At 65.9% G+C, this 16,675-nt stretch carries 18 protein-coding genes; 10 read left to right on the plus strand and 8 right to left on the minus strand.

Annotated features, from left to right (window positions below):
* Positions 1 to 161: 161 nt before the first annotated feature.
* Together VVD47_RS17685 and VVD47_RS17690 are read left to right on the plus strand one after the other, a co-directional pair.
* Positions 162 to 1,325 (plus strand): oligogalacturonate lyase family protein, encoded by a 1,164-nt coding sequence (locus VVD47_RS17685; RefSeq protein WP_327604837.1) that lies wholly within the window; start codon positions 162 to 164, stop codon positions 1,323 to 1,325.
* An 83-nt stretch (positions 1,326 to 1,408) separates the two neighbouring features.
* Positions 1,409 to 2,116: a DsbA family protein gene (locus VVD47_RS17690; RefSeq protein ID WP_327604838.1), complete on the plus strand. Its 708-nt coding sequence runs from the start codon at positions 1,409 to 1,411 to the stop codon at positions 2,114 to 2,116.
* 27 nt (positions 2,117 to 2,143) lie between these two features.
* On the opposite strand, the gene VVD47_RS17695 is transcribed toward VVD47_RS17690, so the two are convergent.
* Genes VVD47_RS17695 through VVD47_RS17710 form a run of 4 tightly spaced genes read right to left on the minus strand, consistent with a single transcriptional unit; the run spans position 2,144 to position 5,429 of the window.
* Positions 2,144 to 2,923: a fumarylacetoacetate hydrolase family protein gene (locus tag VVD47_RS17695; RefSeq protein ID WP_327604839.1), complete on the minus strand. Its 780-nt coding sequence runs from the start codon at positions 2,921 to 2,923 to the stop codon at positions 2,144 to 2,146.
* An 11-nt stretch (positions 2,924 to 2,934) separates the two neighbouring features.
* On the minus strand, positions 2,935 to 3,849 hold the full coding sequence (locus VVD47_RS17700; protein WP_327604840.1) for a polysaccharide deacetylase family protein: 915 nt from the start codon (positions 3,847 to 3,849) through the stop codon (positions 2,935 to 2,937).
* The gene (locus VVD47_RS17705) at positions 3,846 to 4,595 is read right to left on the minus strand and encodes an aspartate/glutamate racemase family protein (protein WP_327604841.1); all 750 of its coding nucleotides are present in this window, start codon (positions 4,593 to 4,595) and stop codon (positions 3,846 to 3,848) included. Before VVD47_RS17705 ends, VVD47_RS17700 begins: the two co-directional genes overlap by 4 nt.
* Positions 4,596 to 4,640: 45 nt before the next feature.
* Positions 4,641 to 5,429 (minus strand): GntR family transcriptional regulator, encoded by a 789-nt coding sequence (locus VVD47_RS17710; RefSeq protein WP_327604842.1) that lies wholly within the window; start codon positions 5,427 to 5,429, stop codon positions 4,641 to 4,643.
* 444 nt (positions 5,430 to 5,873) lie between these two features.
* Between VVD47_RS17710 and VVD47_RS17715 the strand changes: the two genes are divergently transcribed.
* The 7 genes from VVD47_RS17715 (at position 5,874) to VVD47_RS17745 (ending at position 12,892) form a co-directional block, all read left to right on the plus strand.
* Entirely contained in the window at positions 5,874 to 6,893 is a 1,020-nt protein-coding gene (locus VVD47_RS17715; RefSeq protein ID WP_327604843.1) for a TRAP transporter substrate-binding protein, read from the plus strand.
* Positions 6,894 to 6,939: 46 nt separating this feature from the next.
* Entirely contained in the window at positions 6,940 to 7,491 is a 552-nt protein-coding gene (locus tag VVD47_RS17720) for a TRAP transporter small permease (RefSeq protein WP_327604844.1), read from the plus strand.
* A complete protein-coding gene (locus VVD47_RS17725) occupies positions 7,488 to 8,768 on the plus strand; it encodes a TRAP transporter large permease (protein WP_327604845.1) in 1,281 nt (426 codons plus the stop codon). Before VVD47_RS17720 ends, VVD47_RS17725 begins: the two co-directional genes overlap by 4 nt.
* Positions 8,768 to 9,565 (plus strand): maleate cis-trans isomerase family protein, encoded by a 798-nt coding sequence (locus VVD47_RS17730; RefSeq protein ID WP_327604846.1) that lies wholly within the window; start codon positions 8,768 to 8,770, stop codon positions 9,563 to 9,565. Before VVD47_RS17725 ends, VVD47_RS17730 begins: the two co-directional genes overlap by 1 nt.
* Before the next feature lie 203 nt (positions 9,566 to 9,768).
* Positions 9,769 to 10,815 (plus strand): TRAP transporter substrate-binding protein, encoded by a 1,047-nt coding sequence (locus VVD47_RS17735; protein WP_327604847.1) that lies wholly within the window; start codon positions 9,769 to 9,771, stop codon positions 10,813 to 10,815.
* 125 nt (positions 10,816 to 10,940) lie between these two features.
* Positions 10,941 to 11,591 carry a TRAP transporter small permease subunit gene (locus VVD47_RS17740; RefSeq protein ID WP_327604848.1) on the plus strand — a complete coding sequence of 217 codons (651 nt, stop codon included), beginning with the start codon at positions 10,941 to 10,943 and terminating at the stop codon, positions 11,589 to 11,591.
* Positions 11,588 to 12,892 (plus strand): TRAP transporter large permease, encoded by a 1,305-nt coding sequence (locus VVD47_RS17745; protein WP_327604849.1) that lies wholly within the window; start codon positions 11,588 to 11,590, stop codon positions 12,890 to 12,892. The genes VVD47_RS17740 and VVD47_RS17745 overlap by 4 nt, the downstream gene beginning before the upstream one ends.
* An 85-nt stretch (positions 12,893 to 12,977) precedes the next feature.
* Here VVD47_RS17745 and VVD47_RS17750 read toward each other — a convergent pair whose 3' ends face one another.
* The 3 genes from VVD47_RS17750 to VVD47_RS17760 all read right to left on the minus strand — a co-directional run bounded on the left by VVD47_RS17750 (position 12,978) and on the right by VVD47_RS17760 (position 14,976).
* A complete protein-coding gene (locus tag VVD47_RS17750) occupies positions 12,978 to 13,436 on the minus strand; it encodes a MaoC/PaaZ C-terminal domain-containing protein (protein ID WP_327604850.1) in 459 nt (152 codons plus the stop codon).
* Between the two features lie 27 nt (positions 13,437 to 13,463).
* Positions 13,464 to 14,228 carry an enoyl-ACP reductase FabI gene (gene fabI, locus VVD47_RS17755; protein ID WP_327604851.1) on the minus strand — a complete coding sequence of 255 codons (765 nt, stop codon included), beginning with the start codon at positions 14,226 to 14,228 and terminating at the stop codon, positions 13,464 to 13,466.
* A gap of 97 nt (positions 14,229 to 14,325) precedes the next feature.
* Positions 14,326 to 14,976, minus strand: coding sequence for a DnaJ domain-containing protein (locus VVD47_RS17760; RefSeq protein WP_327604852.1), 651 nt, complete (start codon positions 14,974 to 14,976; stop codon positions 14,326 to 14,328).
* Between the two features lie 145 nt (positions 14,977 to 15,121).
* Between VVD47_RS17760 and VVD47_RS17765 the strand changes: the two genes are divergently transcribed.
* A complete protein-coding gene (locus tag VVD47_RS17765) occupies positions 15,122 to 15,781 on the plus strand; it encodes a hypothetical protein (protein WP_327604853.1) in 660 nt (219 codons plus the stop codon).
* A 42-nt stretch (positions 15,782 to 15,823) separates the two neighbouring features.
* On the opposite strand, the gene VVD47_RS17770 is transcribed toward VVD47_RS17765, so the two are convergent.
* Positions 15,824 to 16,624 (minus strand): HAD-IIA family hydrolase, encoded by an 801-nt coding sequence (locus tag VVD47_RS17770; protein WP_327604854.1) that lies wholly within the window; start codon positions 16,622 to 16,624, stop codon positions 15,824 to 15,826.
* Positions 16,625 to 16,675: the final 51 nt, after the last annotated feature.

A 16,675-nucleotide genomic window follows, 5' to 3' on the forward strand; every position in this document is an offset into this window, starting at 1 on the left:
TCCGTGCTGCAGGACAGCATGTGAGCTTCGTCAAGCCGGGCCGCCGCAGGAACGGGCCGCCGGTGCACTTGTCGTACAATTAGCCCCTGCGGCAGCCCACGGGAAGGGCGCGCGGCACGACGAACATACATACATAGATCATCCCGAGAGGACTCTCCAAAATGGCAAAAGGCGACATCGTCCAGCTCAAGTTCGAGGACTTCAAGGACCCGTCGACCGGTGCACGCGTCACGCGACTGACCCCCACCGACGTGACCTGTCATCGCAACTATTTCTACCAGAAGTGCTTCACCAACGACGGCAGCAAGCTGTTGTTCGGTGCGCTCTTCGACAACGAGAGCTGGAACTGCTACCTGCTGGATCTGAAGACCCAGCAGGCCCGCCAGCTCACCGACGGCCCGGGCAAGATCGACAACACCTTCGGCTGCTTCCTGTCGCCGGATGACAAGTGGCTGTACTACACCAAGGCCGGCCGGGAACTGCGCCGTGTCGACCTGGCGAGCCTGGAAGAGCACGTGATCTACACCGTGCCCGCCGGCTTCAAGGGCTACGGCACCTGGGTGGCCAACTCCGAATGCACCAAGCTGGTGGGTATCGAAGTCGTCGACGGCGACCTGATGCCGCTGACCAGCTGGGAACAGTTTGCCGAGCAGTACCACCGCAATCCGCGCTGCCGCCTGATCGTCATCGACATCGCTTCCGGCACCAGCAAGGTCATCTACCAGCAGGCCAAGTGGATGGGCCACCCGCTGTACCGCCCCTTCGACGACAACACCGTGGCCTTCTGCCACGAAGGCCCGCACGACCTGGTCGATGCCCGCATGTGGCTGATCGACGAAGACGGCAGCAACGTCCGCAAGGTGAAGGAACACGAGGAAGGCGAGAGCTGCACCCACGAGTTCTTCGTGCCGGACGGCTCGAAGATGATGTACGTGTCGTACAAGAAGGGCAGCACCGAACGCTGGATCTGCGCCGCCGACCCGGTGACGCTGGAGAACGAAGCGCTGCTGACCATGCCGCCGTGCTCGCACCTGTACAGCAACTACAACGGCACCCTGGCCGTCGGTGACGGCTGCGACACCCCGCCGGACGTGCAGGACACGGCAGCGCACACCCACGAGAACGATCCCTTCATGTACCTGTTCGACCTCAAGAACAAGACGACGAAGAAGATCTGCGAACACCGCACCTCGTGGAAGGTCTACCGCAATGACCGCCAGGTGACGCACCCGCACCCGTCCTTCACACCGGACGACAAGCGCGTGCTGTTCACTTCCGACTTCGAAGGCGAGCCGGCGATCTACCTCGCCGATTTGCCTGCCTGAGTTCGGGGTGCTGTAATGCAAAAGCGGGCTGCGGCCCGCTTTTCTTTTTTGTCGTACTTACTGTTTCGCCGAAGGAGCCCGTCATGGCCGCCACCCTGCATTACATCTACGACCCGCTGTGCGGCTGGTGCTATGCCGCTGCGCCCTTGATCGAAGCCGCGGCCGCGCTACCCGGCCTGCGTATCGACATGCATGCAGGCGGCATGATGGCGGGCAGCGCGCGGCGACCGGTGACGGAAGGTTTGCGCAACTACGTGCTGCCGCACGACGAACGCATCACGAAGATGACCGGCCAGCCCTTCGGCGACGCTTATCGTGATGGCTTGCTGCGCGACACCACCGCGGTGCTGGATTCGGAGCCGCCAATCACCGGCATCCTCGCTGCGGAACGGCTGGTCGCCGGTGGTGGCTTGCGCATGCTTCATCGCGTGCAGCAGGCGCATTACGTGGAGGGACAACGCATCGCGGATGCGGCTGTTCTCGAAGCCTGCGCGAAGGACATTGGCCTGGATACGACAGCATTCTCGCAGGCCTGTGCGGAGCAGGCCGGCGCGAAAACCCAGGCGCATATCGATGCCAGCCGACGCATGCTGGACGAGGTGGGTGGCTCCGGCTTTCCCACGGTGGTGCTGCAGACGAGCGAAGGGGTGGGGCGTGTGGAGCTGGGTGAATTCCTGGGCCAGCCGCAGGTCTTCGCGGAGAAGCTCGGCGAATGGCTGGACAGCCTGCCGGCCAGCGAGATCACCGTGGCGGACGGACCTGCCTGCGACCTGGATGGTCGAAACTGCTGAGGCGCCTCTGGTCCCGGCGTTGCAGGGTCAGCGATACAACCGGACGCGCGTGCTGCCGACACCTTCGAAGCTGACCGCGACGGTGACACCGCTCGCATCCGGTTCCACCCACTGCATGCCGCACCAGCTGCCGGTCGTCACCATGCATCCCTTGCGGGCGACGCCTGCCTGCGTGGCGACGTGACGCAGCCAGTACGGCAGCACCCAGGTGGGCCGGCTGCAGGGATGGCCGCCGCGTTGCGCGACGATCCCGTGTTCGCCGGCGGTGACGCGCAGGGCGATCGCCTGCCAGTCGTGCGCGGAGTTCGCCACCCAGTCGCCGATCACCAGGCCGCCATGCGACTGGTGGTCGGCAAGCTTGAAGGCCTCCGGTGCGTCCATGCCGATGCGCCAGCGTGAATCCACCAGCTCGATGCTGACGCACAGCGCGTCGAACGCGGCCAGTACCGCGGCATCGTCCATCGCCGCCGCCTCGGCTGCGCTCACGTCGCGGCCAAGGCGAAAGCAGATTTCCGTCTCGACGCCGACCCGCGGCAACAGGCCGCGCCGGTAGCTGCCGTTCTGGGTGCGTACCGCCGTTTCCGGCAGCGGGATGCAGACCGGGCTGCCGTCGCTGATAGCACCGGCCTTCCATACGGTGGCAGTGCTGCGCGGCGCCCAGCCCAGCTCCGCCGACAAGGCATCCTGGATGGCAGCGATCTGCTCGCCGTCGGCGGGCGCGACCAGGCCGGTCAACTCGGCACCGGCGTGCTGGTGACGTGCCCTCAGCAAGGTCTGCAGGACGGCGTGGCTGTCAGCGTCGAGCATCGTGTGTCTGCTCATCGCGTGGCCGGCACCTGTTGCGCGAAATGCGCGGCGATCTGCTCCGCCGTCGTGACCCAGCAGGCCTCGCGGTGCTGTGCGATATGCGCCAGCGCGCGACGCAGGTGGCGCAGGCGGAAGGGCTGGCCGATGATCATGGCATGCAGGGCGATGCCCATCGTCAGTGGTTGCTCGGCGGACTGCGCGAGCAGCTCGTCGAACTGGTCGACGATCATGTCGGCGAACTCGCTGGCGCTCACCTGGCGGCCCATGATGGCGGCGCTGTCGTTGATCTCCTGCGGGTAGGGCAAGGCCAGCAGCGGACCATTGTGGGTGCGCAGCCACACCGGCTGATCGTCCATGCACCAGTCCATGATGTAGCGATAGCCGGCCTGCTGCAGCAGTTCCGGCGTGCGCAGCGTCTCGGCGATCCACGGGCTCAACCAACCACGTGGTGCCACGCCTTCGTGCAGTGCGATGGTGTGGGTTACTTCCTCGATCAGCTCGCGTTCTTCGCCTTCGCTGAAGTCGGCCTGGTGTTCGGAGTTGGTGCGGCCATGCGCGGCGATCTCCGCACCATAGTCGCGGAAAGCGGTGACCAGTTGCGGGCAGGCCGCGTACAGCTCGGAGTTCACCAGCAGCGACACCGGCAACTGGTGCGCGCGCAGCACGTCAAGCAGGCGCCAGGCGCCCACGCGGTTGCCGTACTCGCGCCAGGAGTGGTTCAGCACGTCCGGGCTGGGCATGTTGGGCACCAGGTCCTCGCGCATGCCTTCGTCGAAGGCGTAGTGCTCCAGGTTCAGCGCGATGTACACCGCCAGTCGCTTGCCGTTGGGCCAGTTGAAGTCCGGCCGCTCGACGATGGGCGAGTAGGGATAGCGGCCGTGTTCGCGCAGCGGGAAGTTGAGGCGGGGGGAGCGGGGGGCGGTCATGCCTGGCCTCCGTCGAAGTAGCGGGACAGTTCAGGGCCGAGGCCGACGACCTCACGCCTGGGCAGTGCAGAGAGGCTGCCCGTGCGGGCCTTCGGCTTGGCCAGCCGCACCAGTGTTTCCGCCTGCGGCACCGCGCAGGACACACCATCGAGCAGCGGCACCGGGACCTGATCCTGCAGGCGCAAAGGCACGCCGGCCATCACCGCGCCAGCGAGGATGACGACCTCGGCGTAGTCGCGTTCCACCAGCTCCTTCGCGGCGGCGACGGTGAGGCGGTCGGCCTCCGCCTGGTCGCCCTGGCCGTAGGGCGAACTGCTGTCCACCACGCGCCAGCCGGCCACGCGTGCATCCATGCCGTGCAGGCTGACGACCTCCTGATACAGCGGCAGCACGCGGCTGCCGAACACCACGATGCCGACGCGGCTGCCCAGCATGCAGGCGGTGAGCAGGGCCGCCTCGGTGATGCCGACCACCGGGATGTCCAGCATCTCGCGCGCGGCACGCAGCGCGCTGTCGTAGGACACGGCGATGACGACCGCGTCGCAGCCATCCGCATGCTGCGCCAGTGCATCCAACGTGGCGTGCTCGCCGATCGCCACCTCGCTGCGGGTGGTCATCACCCGCGCGCCGAAGCGGCCGGTGGCGGGAACGATCTCGGTGTCCGGTCGCGCCACGCGGCGCGCTTCGGCCGCCACCTTGTCGGTGACGAACTGCGAGGTATTGGAGTTCAGCAACAGCAGGCGCATGGCGGTTCCAGTGAGGGAGCGTTCGGGTGGAGTTCTTCGGGGCGTTCAGTTGAAGATGTCTTCGAGCGCCACCGGCTTGTCGTCGGTGGGGCCGAGTCGTACGGAATGCTCGATGTGTTCCAGGTGATGCAGCATCAGGCGCACGGCACGTTCCTCGTCGTGCGCGGCGATGGCATCCACCAGCTGGGCGTGGTCGTCGTCGGGGCAGGCGTCGCTGTAGGGCGCGCTGAACAGGATGATGATCAGCACGGTGAGCATCTCCAGCTCGCGGATGGTGCGGGCGAGGATGCTGTTGCCGGACATGTCCGCCATCAGCAGGTGGAACTCGCCGGTCAGCGGGATGATCGCGTGCGGGTTGTCGCTGTGGCGTGCGGCTTCCTCGCGCCGGACGTGGGCCCGCAGCGTTTCGATCTGCGCCGGCGTCACCGTGCGCGCCAGTTCGCGGATCAATGCCGGTTCGATCAGCCGGCGCGCAGCGAACACTTCGCGCGCCTGCTCCGGCGTGGGGCTGGCCACGAAGGCGCCGCGATTCGGGATGTTGATGGCGATGCAGTCATGCACCAGCCGGCCGATGGCTTCGCGCACCTTGGTGCGGCTCACCTTGAAGATGTTGGCCAGGCGCTCCTCGATGAGTTGCGTCCCCGGCGGCAGCTTGTGCTCCATGATCGCCAGCAGGATGCGGTCGAAGATCTCGTCGGAACTGAGCGCGCGCGTCCTGGCGGTCGCCGTTCTCGAACGCGGTGTACGTGTTGCCGCAGCGCGCGTCGATGCCGCATCCGCCGTCGCAGGTTTCGTGCTCCGTCTGTCTCCGGACTTGCCTGTGTTCTTTGTCACGGGTGTCGCTCCTCTCGTCGTTCATGCAGCGCCATGAAGGCCGCTGTCGCCGATGCGCCGTTGCACTGTCGCGGTGCCATCACGTCGTCGTCGCTGTGCGCTCGCCGCATTCCGCGCAACACCCGGCAGATGCTGGGCGCGCTCCGTTCTGGACGCCTGCCGCAGGGCAGATGGCGCGTATACGACAAACCAACTGATTGCATGCAATCCGCACCATCGTGTTGCGTCGACGCATGTCAATGCACCGAATTGGTGTTGATAACATATTGAATATTAACTGAAAAATTGCTTGACGCGTCGCATGCAATGTTTATAGTGGATTGCATACAACGACACAAGGCCGTGTCGCGCATTGCCGGCAGAGCCGCTGGAAGCCAGTTTCCCGGTCCGGGTATTTCACCGGGCCTCCTCATCTTCCAACGTGCCTTCAACGGAGTCCGAGTCATGCGTGCTGTCGTTCGTACTACTGCTGTCCGTACCACCCTCTCCGCGCTCGTCCTGGCGCTCGGCGTTTCCTTCGCCGGCGGCGTGTCCGCCCAGACGCGCCTGCGCATCGCCGGCAACTTCGCGTCCGACCACTCTTCGTCGGTCGCGATGCAGCAGTTCAAGAAGGAAGTCGAGTCCGCGTCCAAGGGCGCGCTGGTCATCGACGTCTTCGACAACCAGCAACTCGGCGGCGCGCAGGAGAACGTCACGCAGACGCGCGCCGGCACCATCGACATGACCTGGGTGGGCATGGCCTTCCTGTCGCGCACCGTGCCGGAGCTGGAGGCAGTGAGCCTGCCCTTCATGTTCCCGACCCGCGAGATCGCCTACAAGGTGATGGACGGCCCGGTGGTCGACCTCATCGAAACCAAGATGGCCGACAAGGGCTTCACCTCGCTGGGCTTCATGGAGCTGGGCCTGCGCCAGGTGACCAACAGCCAGAAGCCGGTGAAGGGCATGGCGGACCTGAAGGGCATGAAGATCCGCATGCAACCGATCGAGACCCACCTCGCCACCTTCCGCGCGCTGGGTGCCAACCCGATCGCGATGGACATCAAGGAGGTGTACTCCGCGCTCGACCAGAAGGTGATCGACGGCCAGGACAACCCCTTCGCGCTGATCCTCGCCAGCCGCTTCTTCGAGGTGCAGAAGCACGTCAGCAACACCGGCCATTTCTTCGACTTCATCGCGGTGGCCGCCAACAAGAAGAAGTTCGAGGCGCTGCCGGCCGACCAGCAGAAGATCCTGCGCACCGCCATGAGCAATGCCATCGCCTGGCAGCGCAGCGTGTCGGCGAAGGCGGATGCCGACGCGCTGGTCGAGCTGCAGAAGAAGGGCATGACCTACACCGAGATTCCTGCCAGTGAGCGCGACGCCATGAAGAAAGCGACCGCGCACGTGGTGGACGACGTGAAGAAGCGCCTCGGCGCCCCCTTCGTCGATCAGGTGCTGGCCGAAGTGAAGAAGGCAGGCGGCTGAGCGCTCCTCACATCCCGATGATCGAGCGAGGCAGGGAGGCCGAGCGATGACCACCGATACACGAACCGCCGTGGCGGACCTGCCGACGAGCGTGGCGCACTACTGGTTGCGCCAGCTGACGGTGCTGCTGGACGTGCTTCACCGCATCAACTACTGGACGCTCGCCGGCCTCACCGCACTCATGGTGCTGCTGGTGTTCGCCCAGGTGGTGGCGCGCTACGTGTTCAACAGTTCCTTCGACTGGGCGGATGAACTCTCGCGCCTCGCCTTCGTGTGGTCGGTGTTCCTCGCCATCGCCATGGCGGTGCGCGAGCGCCTGCACATCGGCATGGAGATCCTCACCTCGCGCATTCCCGAACCCTGGCGCCACCAGCTCGCACGGCTGATGGACGGCGTCGCGGCCGGGCTGATGATCCTGGTGTGCTACCAGTCGGCCAAGCTGGCCTACGAACAGTGGGACGAGAAGCTGGCGTCGATGGACGCGAGCGGCGCCTGGTTCGTGATGGCCATCGTCGTCGGCGCCGGCCTGTCGGCGCTGGAGCTGATTCGTCTCGCCATGCTGGGCCAGCCGGCCAGCGGAGAGGTGGTGATCGAATGAGCGGCCTGATGACCTGGGGCTTCGTGCTCTTCGCCCTGCTGGGTATGCCGCTGTCCTTCGCCATCGGCATGGCGGCGCTGGGTGGGCTGGCGGCCAGCGACATCGACTTCAACATGCTGCCTTCGCGCATGGTGGCGTCGCTGGACTCCTTCCCGCTGCTGTCGATCCCGCTGTTCATGGCGGCTGGCGAGCTGATGATCAAGGCCGGCCTGATGGAGCAGATGATCGCCTTCGCCAACGCCTTCATCGGCCGCGTGCGCGGTGGCCTGGCCCAGGTGGCGATGCTGGCCGGCGCCATCCTGTCGGCGGTGTCCGGCAGCGCGGTGTCGGACGCCAGTGCGCTGGCCTCCACCATGCACCCGTCGCTGAAGAAGAATTACGACGAGCGCTTCTCCACCGCGGTGATCGCCGCTTCCGCCAACCTCGGGCCGATCATCCCGCCCTCCGGCGCGATGATCGTTTACGCCTTCATGGCCGGGCCCAGCGTGTCGGTGGGAGGCCTGTTCATGGCTGGCACCATCCCCGGCATCCTGCTGACCGCGATCTTCATGTTCCAGTGCTGGTACATCGCCAAGAAGCGTAACTACCCCCTGACTGGCGAGCCGGTGTCGGTGAAGAACATCGTGGTGCAGACGCGGCGTTCCTTCATCACCCTGCTGATGCCCATCGTGTGCATCGGCGGCATCGTCGGCGGCGTGTTCACCGCCACCGAGGGCGCCGGCATCGGCGTGGTGTTCGCGCTGTGCATCGGTTTCTTCGTCACCCGCACGCTGAAGATGAAGGACCTGCCGGAAGTCTTCGTGCGCGCCGCACTGATGACGGCGGTGGTCGGCGCGATGATCGCCTTCGCCTCTACCGTCACCTTCCTGATGACGGTGGACATGGTGCCGCAGCAGCTGTCGGCGTGGATGAAGAGCGTCACCACCGACCCGCTGATGTTCAACCTGCTGGTGGCCGTCGTGCTGCTGCTGGTGGGCACCGCGATGGAGTCGAACGCGGCCTACATCATGCTGGTGCCGCTGCTGCATCCGCTGGCCTTGCAGTACGGCATCGACCCGCTGCTGTTCGGCTTCCTGTTCGTCTACAACCTGGTCATCGGCATGCTGACGCCGCCGGTGGGCGTGGTGCTGTTCGTGGTGTCCGGTGTCACCAAGGTGAAGATGGGCGAGATCACCTGGGCGGTGCTGCCCTTCATCGCGTCGCAGTACGCGCTGCTGCTGGCCTGCATGCTGTACCCGCCGATCGTCACCTGGTTGCCGAAGGCGATGGGCTACTGATGGCGGGGGCGCTGGCGAGCCACGCACCAGTGCTGTCGGGCGGCGACGTGTACGCCGCGATGAAGGCCTACAGCCATCAGTACAGCTTCATCGGCGTCATCACGCCCTCCGGCAACTCGGTGGTGGAGCGCATCACGCTGGGCGTGGTGCGCCACCTGCCGCAGGTGTCGGTGCATTTCTCGCGCACGCCGGTGTACGGCAGCAGCGATCCGTCGCCGGACAGCTACGCGATGGACGGGCCGCTCGCCGCGGCGAGGCTGCTGGCCCACGCGGCGCCGCAGGTGCTGGTGTGGAACGGCAGCAAGGGCGGCACCATCGGCTTCTCCCACGACCGCCAGCTCGCGACCGCCATCACGCAGGAGACGGGCATCGCCGCGACGACGTCGATCCTCGGCCTGGAGTCGGTGCTGCGCGAGCGCGACATCCGCCGCATCGCCGTGGTGACGCCCTATGGCGATGCCGGCCAGGCGAAGACGGTGGCCTGCCTGCAGGCCGAGGGCTACGAGGTGGTGGCGGAGGCGCACGCCGGCTACAGCGACAACCTGTCCTATGCCAGCGTGCCGTTCTCGCTGATCACCGACATGGCGCGGCAGGTCGCGCTGGCGCGACCGCAGGCCATCGTGTCCCTGTGCACCAACTTTCCGGCCGCGGTGCTGGCGGCGCCGCTGGAGGCCGAGCTGGGCATTCCCTTCTTCGACACCACTGCGCTGGGCGTGTGGCGTGCGCTGACGCTGTGCGGCGTCTCGACATCGCCCGCCGCGGCGCAGTGGGGCTCGCTGTTCGCGGGGCCGGCATGATGGTTATGCCTGTCCGCTACCTGTCTTCAACCGCATTCGCCGTAAGGTCAAAACCTGAAAAATGCGGGCAACGAAGTTACGCATCCCCATCCGGCCGACCGCGCCTTGCGGCCTGGTCGGCCGGGCTTCACCACGCCGTGCGGCAGCCCGTGCCGTCCGGCATCGATCCCGAATCCCGATCCTTAGTTTCCAGGAGTTGCACCATGAAATCCGCCCTCCCGCTGGTGTTCGCCGCCGCCATCGCCACCGCTTCGACCGCAGCGTTCGCCGAGCCGACCTCGATGCGCATCGCCGGCAACTTCTCGTCGAACACCAAGCACGTCGACAACATCGAGCGCCCGTTCTTCACCAACATCCCGAAGATCCTCGGCGCGCCGATGTCCATCAACTACAACCCGATGGATGCGGTGGGCGTGCAGGCCGCCGATGCGCTGCGCATGCTGCGCTCCGGCACCTTCGACGTGATGAGCGTGCAGATCGGCATGGCCTCGCGCGACGACCCCTTCTTCGAAGGCGTGGATCTCATCGGCGTGTCGACCAACATGAAGGACCTGCGTGCCGCGGTGGATGCCTACCGCAAGGTCTTCGACGAGCGCCTGCAGAAACGCTTCAACGCCAAGGTGATGACGCTGTGGCCCTTCGGCCCGCAGGTCTTCTACTGCAACAAGCCGATCAAGACGCTGGATGATCTCAAGGGCCTCAAGGTGCGCAGCTTCACGCCGTCGATGGCGGCGCTGATCCAGAGCCTGGGCGCCACGCCGGTGACGCTGCAGTTCTCCGAGGTGTATCCGGCGCTGCAACGCGGCGTCGCGGATTGCGGCGTGACGTCGCCGACTTCCGGCAACGCCGGCAAGTGGCCGGAGGTGACCAGCTACTTCCTGCCGCTGTCGGTGTCGGGCTCGGTGCAGGGCCACTTCATGAACCTGGACTACTGGAACAAGATGTCGCCGGCCATGCAGCAGAAGACCCTGGCCGCCTTCAAGAACATGGAGGACCAGATGTGGCAGCTCGCCGAGACGGCGAATACCGACGCGATGAACTGCAACGTCGGCGCCGAGCCCTGCACCCAGGGTACGAAGTTCAAGATGAACCTGGTGAGCGTCACGCCGGCCGATGACAAGAAGGTGAAGGACGCCGTCGGTGCGGTGGTGCTGCCGCTGTGGAAGGAGAGCTGCAACAAGGTCGATCCGACCTGCACGGCGACCTGGAACGCCACCGTCGGCAAGGCGCGCGGCTACGTCATCAAGTAAGCCGGCGCCGTAGTACGAACTGCGGCGAGGCTGCACGAAGCCGCACGAAGTCACGCCAAGCCGCCCGAAGCCGTACGTCCATGTGCGCCGCGTTCCCCGGGAACGCGGCGCATGCAGGTGACACCATGCACTCCAATCTCCCGCCCAATCCCTTTTCCGGCTTGCTGAACCGGCTGGTCGACCTGCTGGTGATCATCACCGGCTGGTGGCTGGTCGCGCTGTCCATCCTGACCTGCGTCGAGATGGTGGGGCGCAAGCTGTTCAGCTTCAGCTTCCAGGGGATCGACGAGGTCGGCGGCTACACGCTGGCGATCACCGCAGCCATCGGCTTCAGCTACACGCTGATCACGCGCGGCCATACCCGCATCGACTTCCTGGTCGGCAAGCTGCCGGAGAAGGCGCGCTCGGCCATCAATGTGCTGGCGATGCTGACGCTGGCCGGCATGGCGGTGTTCGCGATCTGGCGCGCTTGGGTGGTGCTGTCGGAATCCATCGAGTTCCAGAGCCATTCGACGACGCCGCTGCAGACGCCGATGTGGATTCCGCAGTCGCTGTGGTTCATGGGCTGGGCGTTGTTCACGCTGGTCTGCGTGTACCTCGCGGGGCATGCGCTGGTGCTGTGGCTGCGTGGTGATCACGCGGCGGTGAACAAGGCCTACGGTCCGCAGACGCTGGAAGAGGAAATCGAGAGCGAGGCCGGCGAGGTGCTGGAGCAGGTGAAGATGGAGCAGCGGCTGGCGCAGCAGCGGCAACAGGCGAAGGAGGGCGCCGCATGATCGGCGCGACCGAAATCGGCATCGGCTTCCTCATCATGCTGGTGCTCATGTTCCTGGGCCTGCACGTGGCCACTACGATGCTCCTCACCGCCATCCTCGGTGCGGTGCTGTACCTCGGCATGCCGGCGGTGAACGCCGTCGGCAACCAGCTGTGGGCGGCCAACGAGGACTACGTGCTGCTGTCGATTCCGCTGTACATCCTGCTCGGCGAGATCCTCGTGCGCGCCGGCACCACCGACAAGATGTACAAGTCGCTGTCGGACTGGCTCAACTTCCTGCCCGGCGGCCTGTTGCACACCAACATCGGTTCGTCGGCGTTGTTCTCCGCGGTGTCGGGGTCGTCGGTCGCCACGGCTGCGACCATCTCCACCGTGGCGCTGCCCACCTTCAAGACGCGGCGCTACGACCAGCGCCTGGTGCTGGGTTCGATTGCTGCCGGTGCCAGCCTGGGCAACCTGATTCCGCCGGGCATCGCCTTCCTGGTGTACGGCGCGATGACCAATACCTCGGCAGGCCGCCTGTATGCCGCCGGGGTGATTCCCGGCGCCATCATGACCCTGCTGTTCATGGGCTGCATCCTCGCTATCTGCCTGTACAAACCGGGACTGGCCGGCGCGAAGGAAGCCGAGCCGCCGCTGCGCGAGAAGCTCGGCCGCCTGAAACACCTGCTGGCGCCGCTGGTCGTGTTCGGCGTGGTGATGGGCTGCATCTACACCGGCTGGGCGACGGTGACCGAGAGTGCCGCGCTGGGCGTCGTCGTCGCGCTGCCGATCGCCTGGGCCTACGGCAATCTCAGCGTGGCGATGATGCACGACGCCTTCCGCGCCACGCTGCGCCTCACCGCGATGAGCCTGCTGATCCTCACCGCGGCCTTCTACCTAAACTTCGTGATGGGCCTGCTCGGCATCACCCAGACGCTGTCCGCGCTGGTGCAGGGGCTGGACGTCAGCCCGGTGCAACTACTGTGGGTGCTGGCGGTGTTCTACCTGTTGCTGGGCATTTTCTTCGAGACGCTGCCGATGCTGGTGGGCACGGTGCCGCTGGTGTTCCCGGTGATCACCGCGGCGGGGATCGATCCGGTGTTCTTCGGCGTGTTCATCGTGCTGATGTGCGAGATCTCGCTGATCAGCCCACCGGTGGGCATGACGCTCTACGTGATCCAGGGGGTGCGTGGCGAGGGCACGATTGCCGAGGTGTTCCAGGGCACGGTGCCGTTCTTCCTGACCATGATCGTGATGACCGCGATCCTCATCCACTTTCCGCAGATCGCCTTGTGGTTGCCGAAGCTGAGCTTCGGATAGCGCGACTGCCCTAAAGAGATAAAGACAAAGGGCGCCGCGAGGCGCCCTTTTTTTGTGTGCATCCGCCTTCACGGCGGCAAGGCCGTCAGATCGTGGCCTTGGGTACCCGCATCTTTTCGGTTGGCGCGACCACCTCCGCCTCGCCGACGGCGACTTTCTTGCCGTCCTGGTTCACGGCTGCGCAATCGAGGATCACGCGCTTCTTCTCGTCCTGCTTATCGCGGCAGGTCAGGGTCACCGTCAGCGTGTCACCGGGTCGTACCGGCCGCGTGAACTTCAGCGTCTGGCTGACATAGATGGTGCCCGGCCCGGGCAGCTGGGTGCCGAGCACGGTGGAGATCAGCGCGCCGGTGAACATGCCATGCGCGATCACGCCGCCGAAGGGCGTGCCGGCCGCGTATTCCGGGTCGAGGTGGGCGGGGTTGAAGTCACCGGACACCTGCGCGAAGCGGTTGATGTCCTCGTGCGTGACGGTGCGGGTAAGGACGGCCGTCTCGCCGATGGCGATGTCGTCGTAGGGCCGGTTTTCGATCCATTCAGTCATGTCGGTTCTTCTTTGCAGAGGCGTCGTTCAGGCCAGGATGTTGTAGCCCGCGTCGATGTGGAGGGTGCTGCCGGTCAGCGAGCGGGCGCCATCGCTGACCAGGAAGGCGCACAGCGCGCCGACGTCGGAGATGTCCACCAGCTTCTGCAGCGGCGAACGCTGCACGGCGTCGTACATCAGCTCGTCGAAATCCTTGATGCCGGAGGCGGCACGGGTGGCCAGCGGGCCGGGCGACACCGCATGGACGCGGATGCCCTGCGGGCCGAGTTCGGAGGCGAGGTAGCGCGACACCGACTGCAGCGCGGCTTTCACCGGCCCCATGATGCCGTAGTTGTTGACCACCTCGTCGGCGCCCAGGTAGCTCATGGTCAGCAGGGTGCCGCCGTCCTTCATCAACGGCTCGGCCAGTTTCGCCATGCGGATGAAGGAATGGCAGGACACGTCCATCGCGCGGGAAAAGCCCTCGCGGGAGCAGTCGGTGACGCGGCCGTGCAGGTCGTCGCGTGGCGCGAAGGCAATGGAGTGCAGCAGGAAGTCCAGCCGGCCCCATTTGTCCTGGATGGCCTTGAAGACCTCCTCCAGCGCGCCTTCCTGGTCGACGTCCAGGGGCAGGATGAGGGGCGACTGTACTTTCTCCGCCAGCGGCCGGACGTGGGGCTCGGCCTTGGCGTTCAGGTAAGTGATCGCGAGACTGGCGCCGGCCTCATGAAATGCGCGGGCGCAGCCCCAGGCAATGCTGTGTTCGTTGGCGACACCGACAACTAGACCGACCTTCCCTTGCAGACTGAACATGGCAACGTTCTCCCCGGGTTGGATTGTGCATGTGCACAATTATGGGTGAGGACTATTCGCCATTCCATGTTTCAGCGCAAGCTCGGCCGCAAGAGGCTCAGGGCGACAGCCCCAGCCGCTCGCGGGCACGGCGCCGTTCGGCGTCGCGGGCGGCCTCTTCCATGGCGGCCTGGTGGCGGGCCATGCGTTCGTCGGATTCGCGCTGGATGATGCGGCGTTCGGCGTCGCGGTCCAGTTCGCGGCGTACACGTTCCAGCTCGGCCTGCCGCTTCTGCTCTTCGCGCTCCTGCGCCCAGCTTTCGTCGCGGGCTTGCCGTTTGGCGGCTTCCGCCTCGCGCGCTGCCTCTTCCTCGGCGTGGCGGGCGAGCAGGCGCTCGCGGTCGATTTCGGCCTGGCGCTGCAGCTCCGCGTCGCGCTTCGCCTGCATGCGCTGGTAGGTCGTCAGGCTGCCCGCGAAGATCAGCGCGGCCAGCACCAGGAGCACCCACTTCAGCATGCCGCCGCCACCACGCGTCACCGTGGCACGGGGCTCCGGCTGCAGGGAGTTGTCGTAGCGCGCGCGCTGGGTGCGGTCGCCGAGTACGGCATAGGCCTCCTTCAGCGCCTTGCTGCGGATCTCGGCATCTTCCCGGCTGAGGGCACCGGCTTCTTTCGCGAGGCGGGCCACCTGCTGCCGGTAGGCGCGCTCGATGGCGTTGTCATCGGCGTCTGAGGTTACGGACAGCACGTCGTAAAGCGTCTTTCTCATCGGAGTTCGGCCTCGTGGCGGTGAGGAGGTCCGGCATTCTGGCAGAGGCCCGCAGTGTGCGTGACGCCCGGTCGGGCAGGCGCCAGCACAGCTCCGATCTGCGGCTAACATGCGGCCTCCAAACAAGAAAACGGGGGAGGATGGTATGCAGCAAAACTTCTGGCGCCTGGCTTTGTGTCTGATGGTGTCGGCCGGCGCCGTGCTCATTGCCGGCGTGGCGAAAGCGAGCGAGCCGGGCAAGTACGGCAAGACCCTGCTGGCGACCGTGGTGCTCGATGACAAGGACGTACAGCGCTTCCGCGACCACAAGCCGTCGCTGCGCGACGCGCACGAGGCGCCGGTGGTGGCGGCGCTGATGGCCGACAGCGAGGACTGGACCGGCAAGCTGGAGCCCTGGGTGGTCCGCAACAATCCCCACACCCTGGTGGTGAAACTAACCGGCCGTGCGCTGAACGATGGTGCAGCCAGCAGCATGTGGCTGTCGGGCTGGCACCTGGAGGCGGACGAGAACGGCCAGGAGCAATCCACCATGCAGCCACTGGCCGGCCTGACGGAACTGAAAGGGAAGGCGGGTCAGCCATTCCGCATCGAGGCCACGTCCGGCCCGGTGACCTTCAGCCGCGACCGCATGGCGGCGCCGGCGCTGTCCTTCGTCAATTCCAGCAACATGCAGATCGACAAGGTGGAAGTCGAGGTGTGGGGTGGCATGGCGGAGACGCCGACCCACAAGCTCTTCCTGTCCGCGCCCTGGCTATGGATGGGCGGGATCCTGCTGCTGGTGTTCTGGTGGTGGCGCCGCAACTGAGAGCCGGACCGGAACGATCCAGCGTCGTCGCGGCGCCGTGTCTCAGAGCTTGTCGAGCTCGATCTCGCCGACGTTGTTGAAGACGTGGTCGGGCCGATAGGGGAAGTGCGCCATGATCTCCGGCGTGGTGACACCGGAGAGCACCAGCGCAGTCTTCATGCCGGCCTCCAGGCCGCCGACCACGTCGGTGTCCATGCGGTCGCCCACCATGACGGCTTCTTCCGGGTGCAGGCCCAGCTTGCGGGCGGCCAGCATCATCATCAGCGAGTTGGGCTTGCCGACGATGTAGGGCCGCTTGCCGGTGGCCGCCGAGATGGCGGCCAGCAGCGTCCCGGCGGCGGGTTCCAGGCCACCTTCCACCGGGTCGATCATGTCCGGGTTGGTGCCGATGAACTTGGCGCCCTGGTCGATCAGGCGCACCGCGCGGCGCAACTGCTCGAAGTTGAAGCTGGTGGACTTGGCGACCACCACGTAGTCCGGGTTCGATTCGGTGATGGAGAAGCCGACCTTGTACAGCTCCGCCATCAGGCCGCCGCCGCCCACCACATAGGCCGTGCCATGGGGTTTCTGGTTGCGCAGGAACATGGCCGTGGCCATGGCGGCGGTGATGAAGTTGTCTTCGGTCAGGCCGCCGATGCCCAGGTGCTCGAGCTTGAGTTTGAGGTCGAGGGGCGTCTGTTCCGCGTTGTTGGTGAGGAACAGGAAGGGGGTCTTGTTGGCCAGCAGGCGCTGCACGAAATCCAGCGCGCCCGGGATGAGCTGCTTGCCACGGTAGATGACGCCATCCATGTCGCAGATGACGCCTTTGACATTGACCTTGCCGTCGAGCTCGGGGGTACCCATGTTCTGCCTGCTTGTGTTGTTGTTGCGGGAAAGACAGCATATCAGTCCCCG

It is taken from the genome of Uliginosibacterium sp. H1 (genome assembly GCF_036017065.1).
Lineage (GTDB): Bacteria > Pseudomonadota > Gammaproteobacteria > Burkholderiales > Rhodocyclaceae > Uliginosibacterium.

Bases quoted from the DNA above. Each gene is read 5' to 3' on its own strand.
- VVD47_RS17715 (WP_327604843.1), top strand. From the start codon at position 5,874: ATGCGTGCTGTCGTTCGTACTACTGCTGTCCGTACCACCCTCTCCGCG.
- VVD47_RS17735 (WP_327604847.1), top strand. From the start codon at position 9,769: ATGAAATCCGCCCTCCCGCTGGTGTTCGCCGCCGCCATCGCCACCGCT.
- VVD47_RS17760 (WP_327604852.1), bottom strand. From the start codon at position 14,976: ATGAGAAAGACGCTTTACGACGTGCTGTCCGTAACCTCAGACGCCGAT.
- VVD47_RS17765 (WP_327604853.1), top strand. From the start codon at position 15,122: ATGCAGCAAAACTTCTGGCGCCTGGCTTTGTGTCTGATGGTGTCGGCC.
- VVD47_RS17690 (WP_327604838.1), top strand. From the start codon at position 1,409: ATGGCCGCCACCCTGCATTACATCTACGACCCGCTGTGCGGCTGGTGC.
- VVD47_RS17740 (WP_327604848.1), top strand. From the start codon at position 10,941: ATGCACTCCAATCTCCCGCCCAATCCCTTTTCCGGCTTGCTGAACCGG.
- VVD47_RS17720 (WP_327604844.1), top strand. From the start codon at position 6,940: ATGACCACCGATACACGAACCGCCGTGGCGGACCTGCCGACGAGCGTG.
- VVD47_RS17745 (WP_327604849.1), top strand. From the start codon at position 11,588: ATGATCGGCGCGACCGAAATCGGCATCGGCTTCCTCATCATGCTGGTG.
- VVD47_RS17730 (WP_327604846.1), top strand. From the start codon at position 8,768: ATGGCGGGGGCGCTGGCGAGCCACGCACCAGTGCTGTCGGGCGGCGAC.
- VVD47_RS17695 (WP_327604839.1), bottom strand. From the start codon at position 2,923: ATGCTCGACGCTGACAGCCACGCCGTCCTGCAGACCTTGCTGAGGGCA.
- VVD47_RS17770 (WP_327604854.1), bottom strand. From the start codon at position 16,624: ATGGGTACCCCCGAGCTCGACGGCAAGGTCAATGTCAAAGGCGTCATC.
- VVD47_RS17725 (WP_327604845.1), top strand. From the start codon at position 7,488: ATGAGCGGCCTGATGACCTGGGGCTTCGTGCTCTTCGCCCTGCTGGGT.
- VVD47_RS17685 (WP_327604837.1), top strand. From the start codon at position 162: ATGGCAAAAGGCGACATCGTCCAGCTCAAGTTCGAGGACTTCAAGGAC.
- VVD47_RS17700 (WP_327604840.1), bottom strand. From the start codon at position 3,849: ATGACCGCCCCCCGCTCCCCCCGCCTCAACTTCCCGCTGCGCGAACAC.
- VVD47_RS17750 (WP_327604850.1), bottom strand. From the start codon at position 13,436: ATGACTGAATGGATCGAAAACCGGCCCTACGACGACATCGCCATCGGC.
- VVD47_RS17705 (WP_327604841.1), bottom strand. From the start codon at position 4,595: ATGCGCCTGCTGTTGCTGAACTCCAATACCTCGCAGTTCGTCACCGAC.
- fabI (WP_327604851.1), bottom strand. From the start codon at position 14,228: ATGTTCAGTCTGCAAGGGAAGGTCGGTCTAGTTGTCGGTGTCGCCAAC.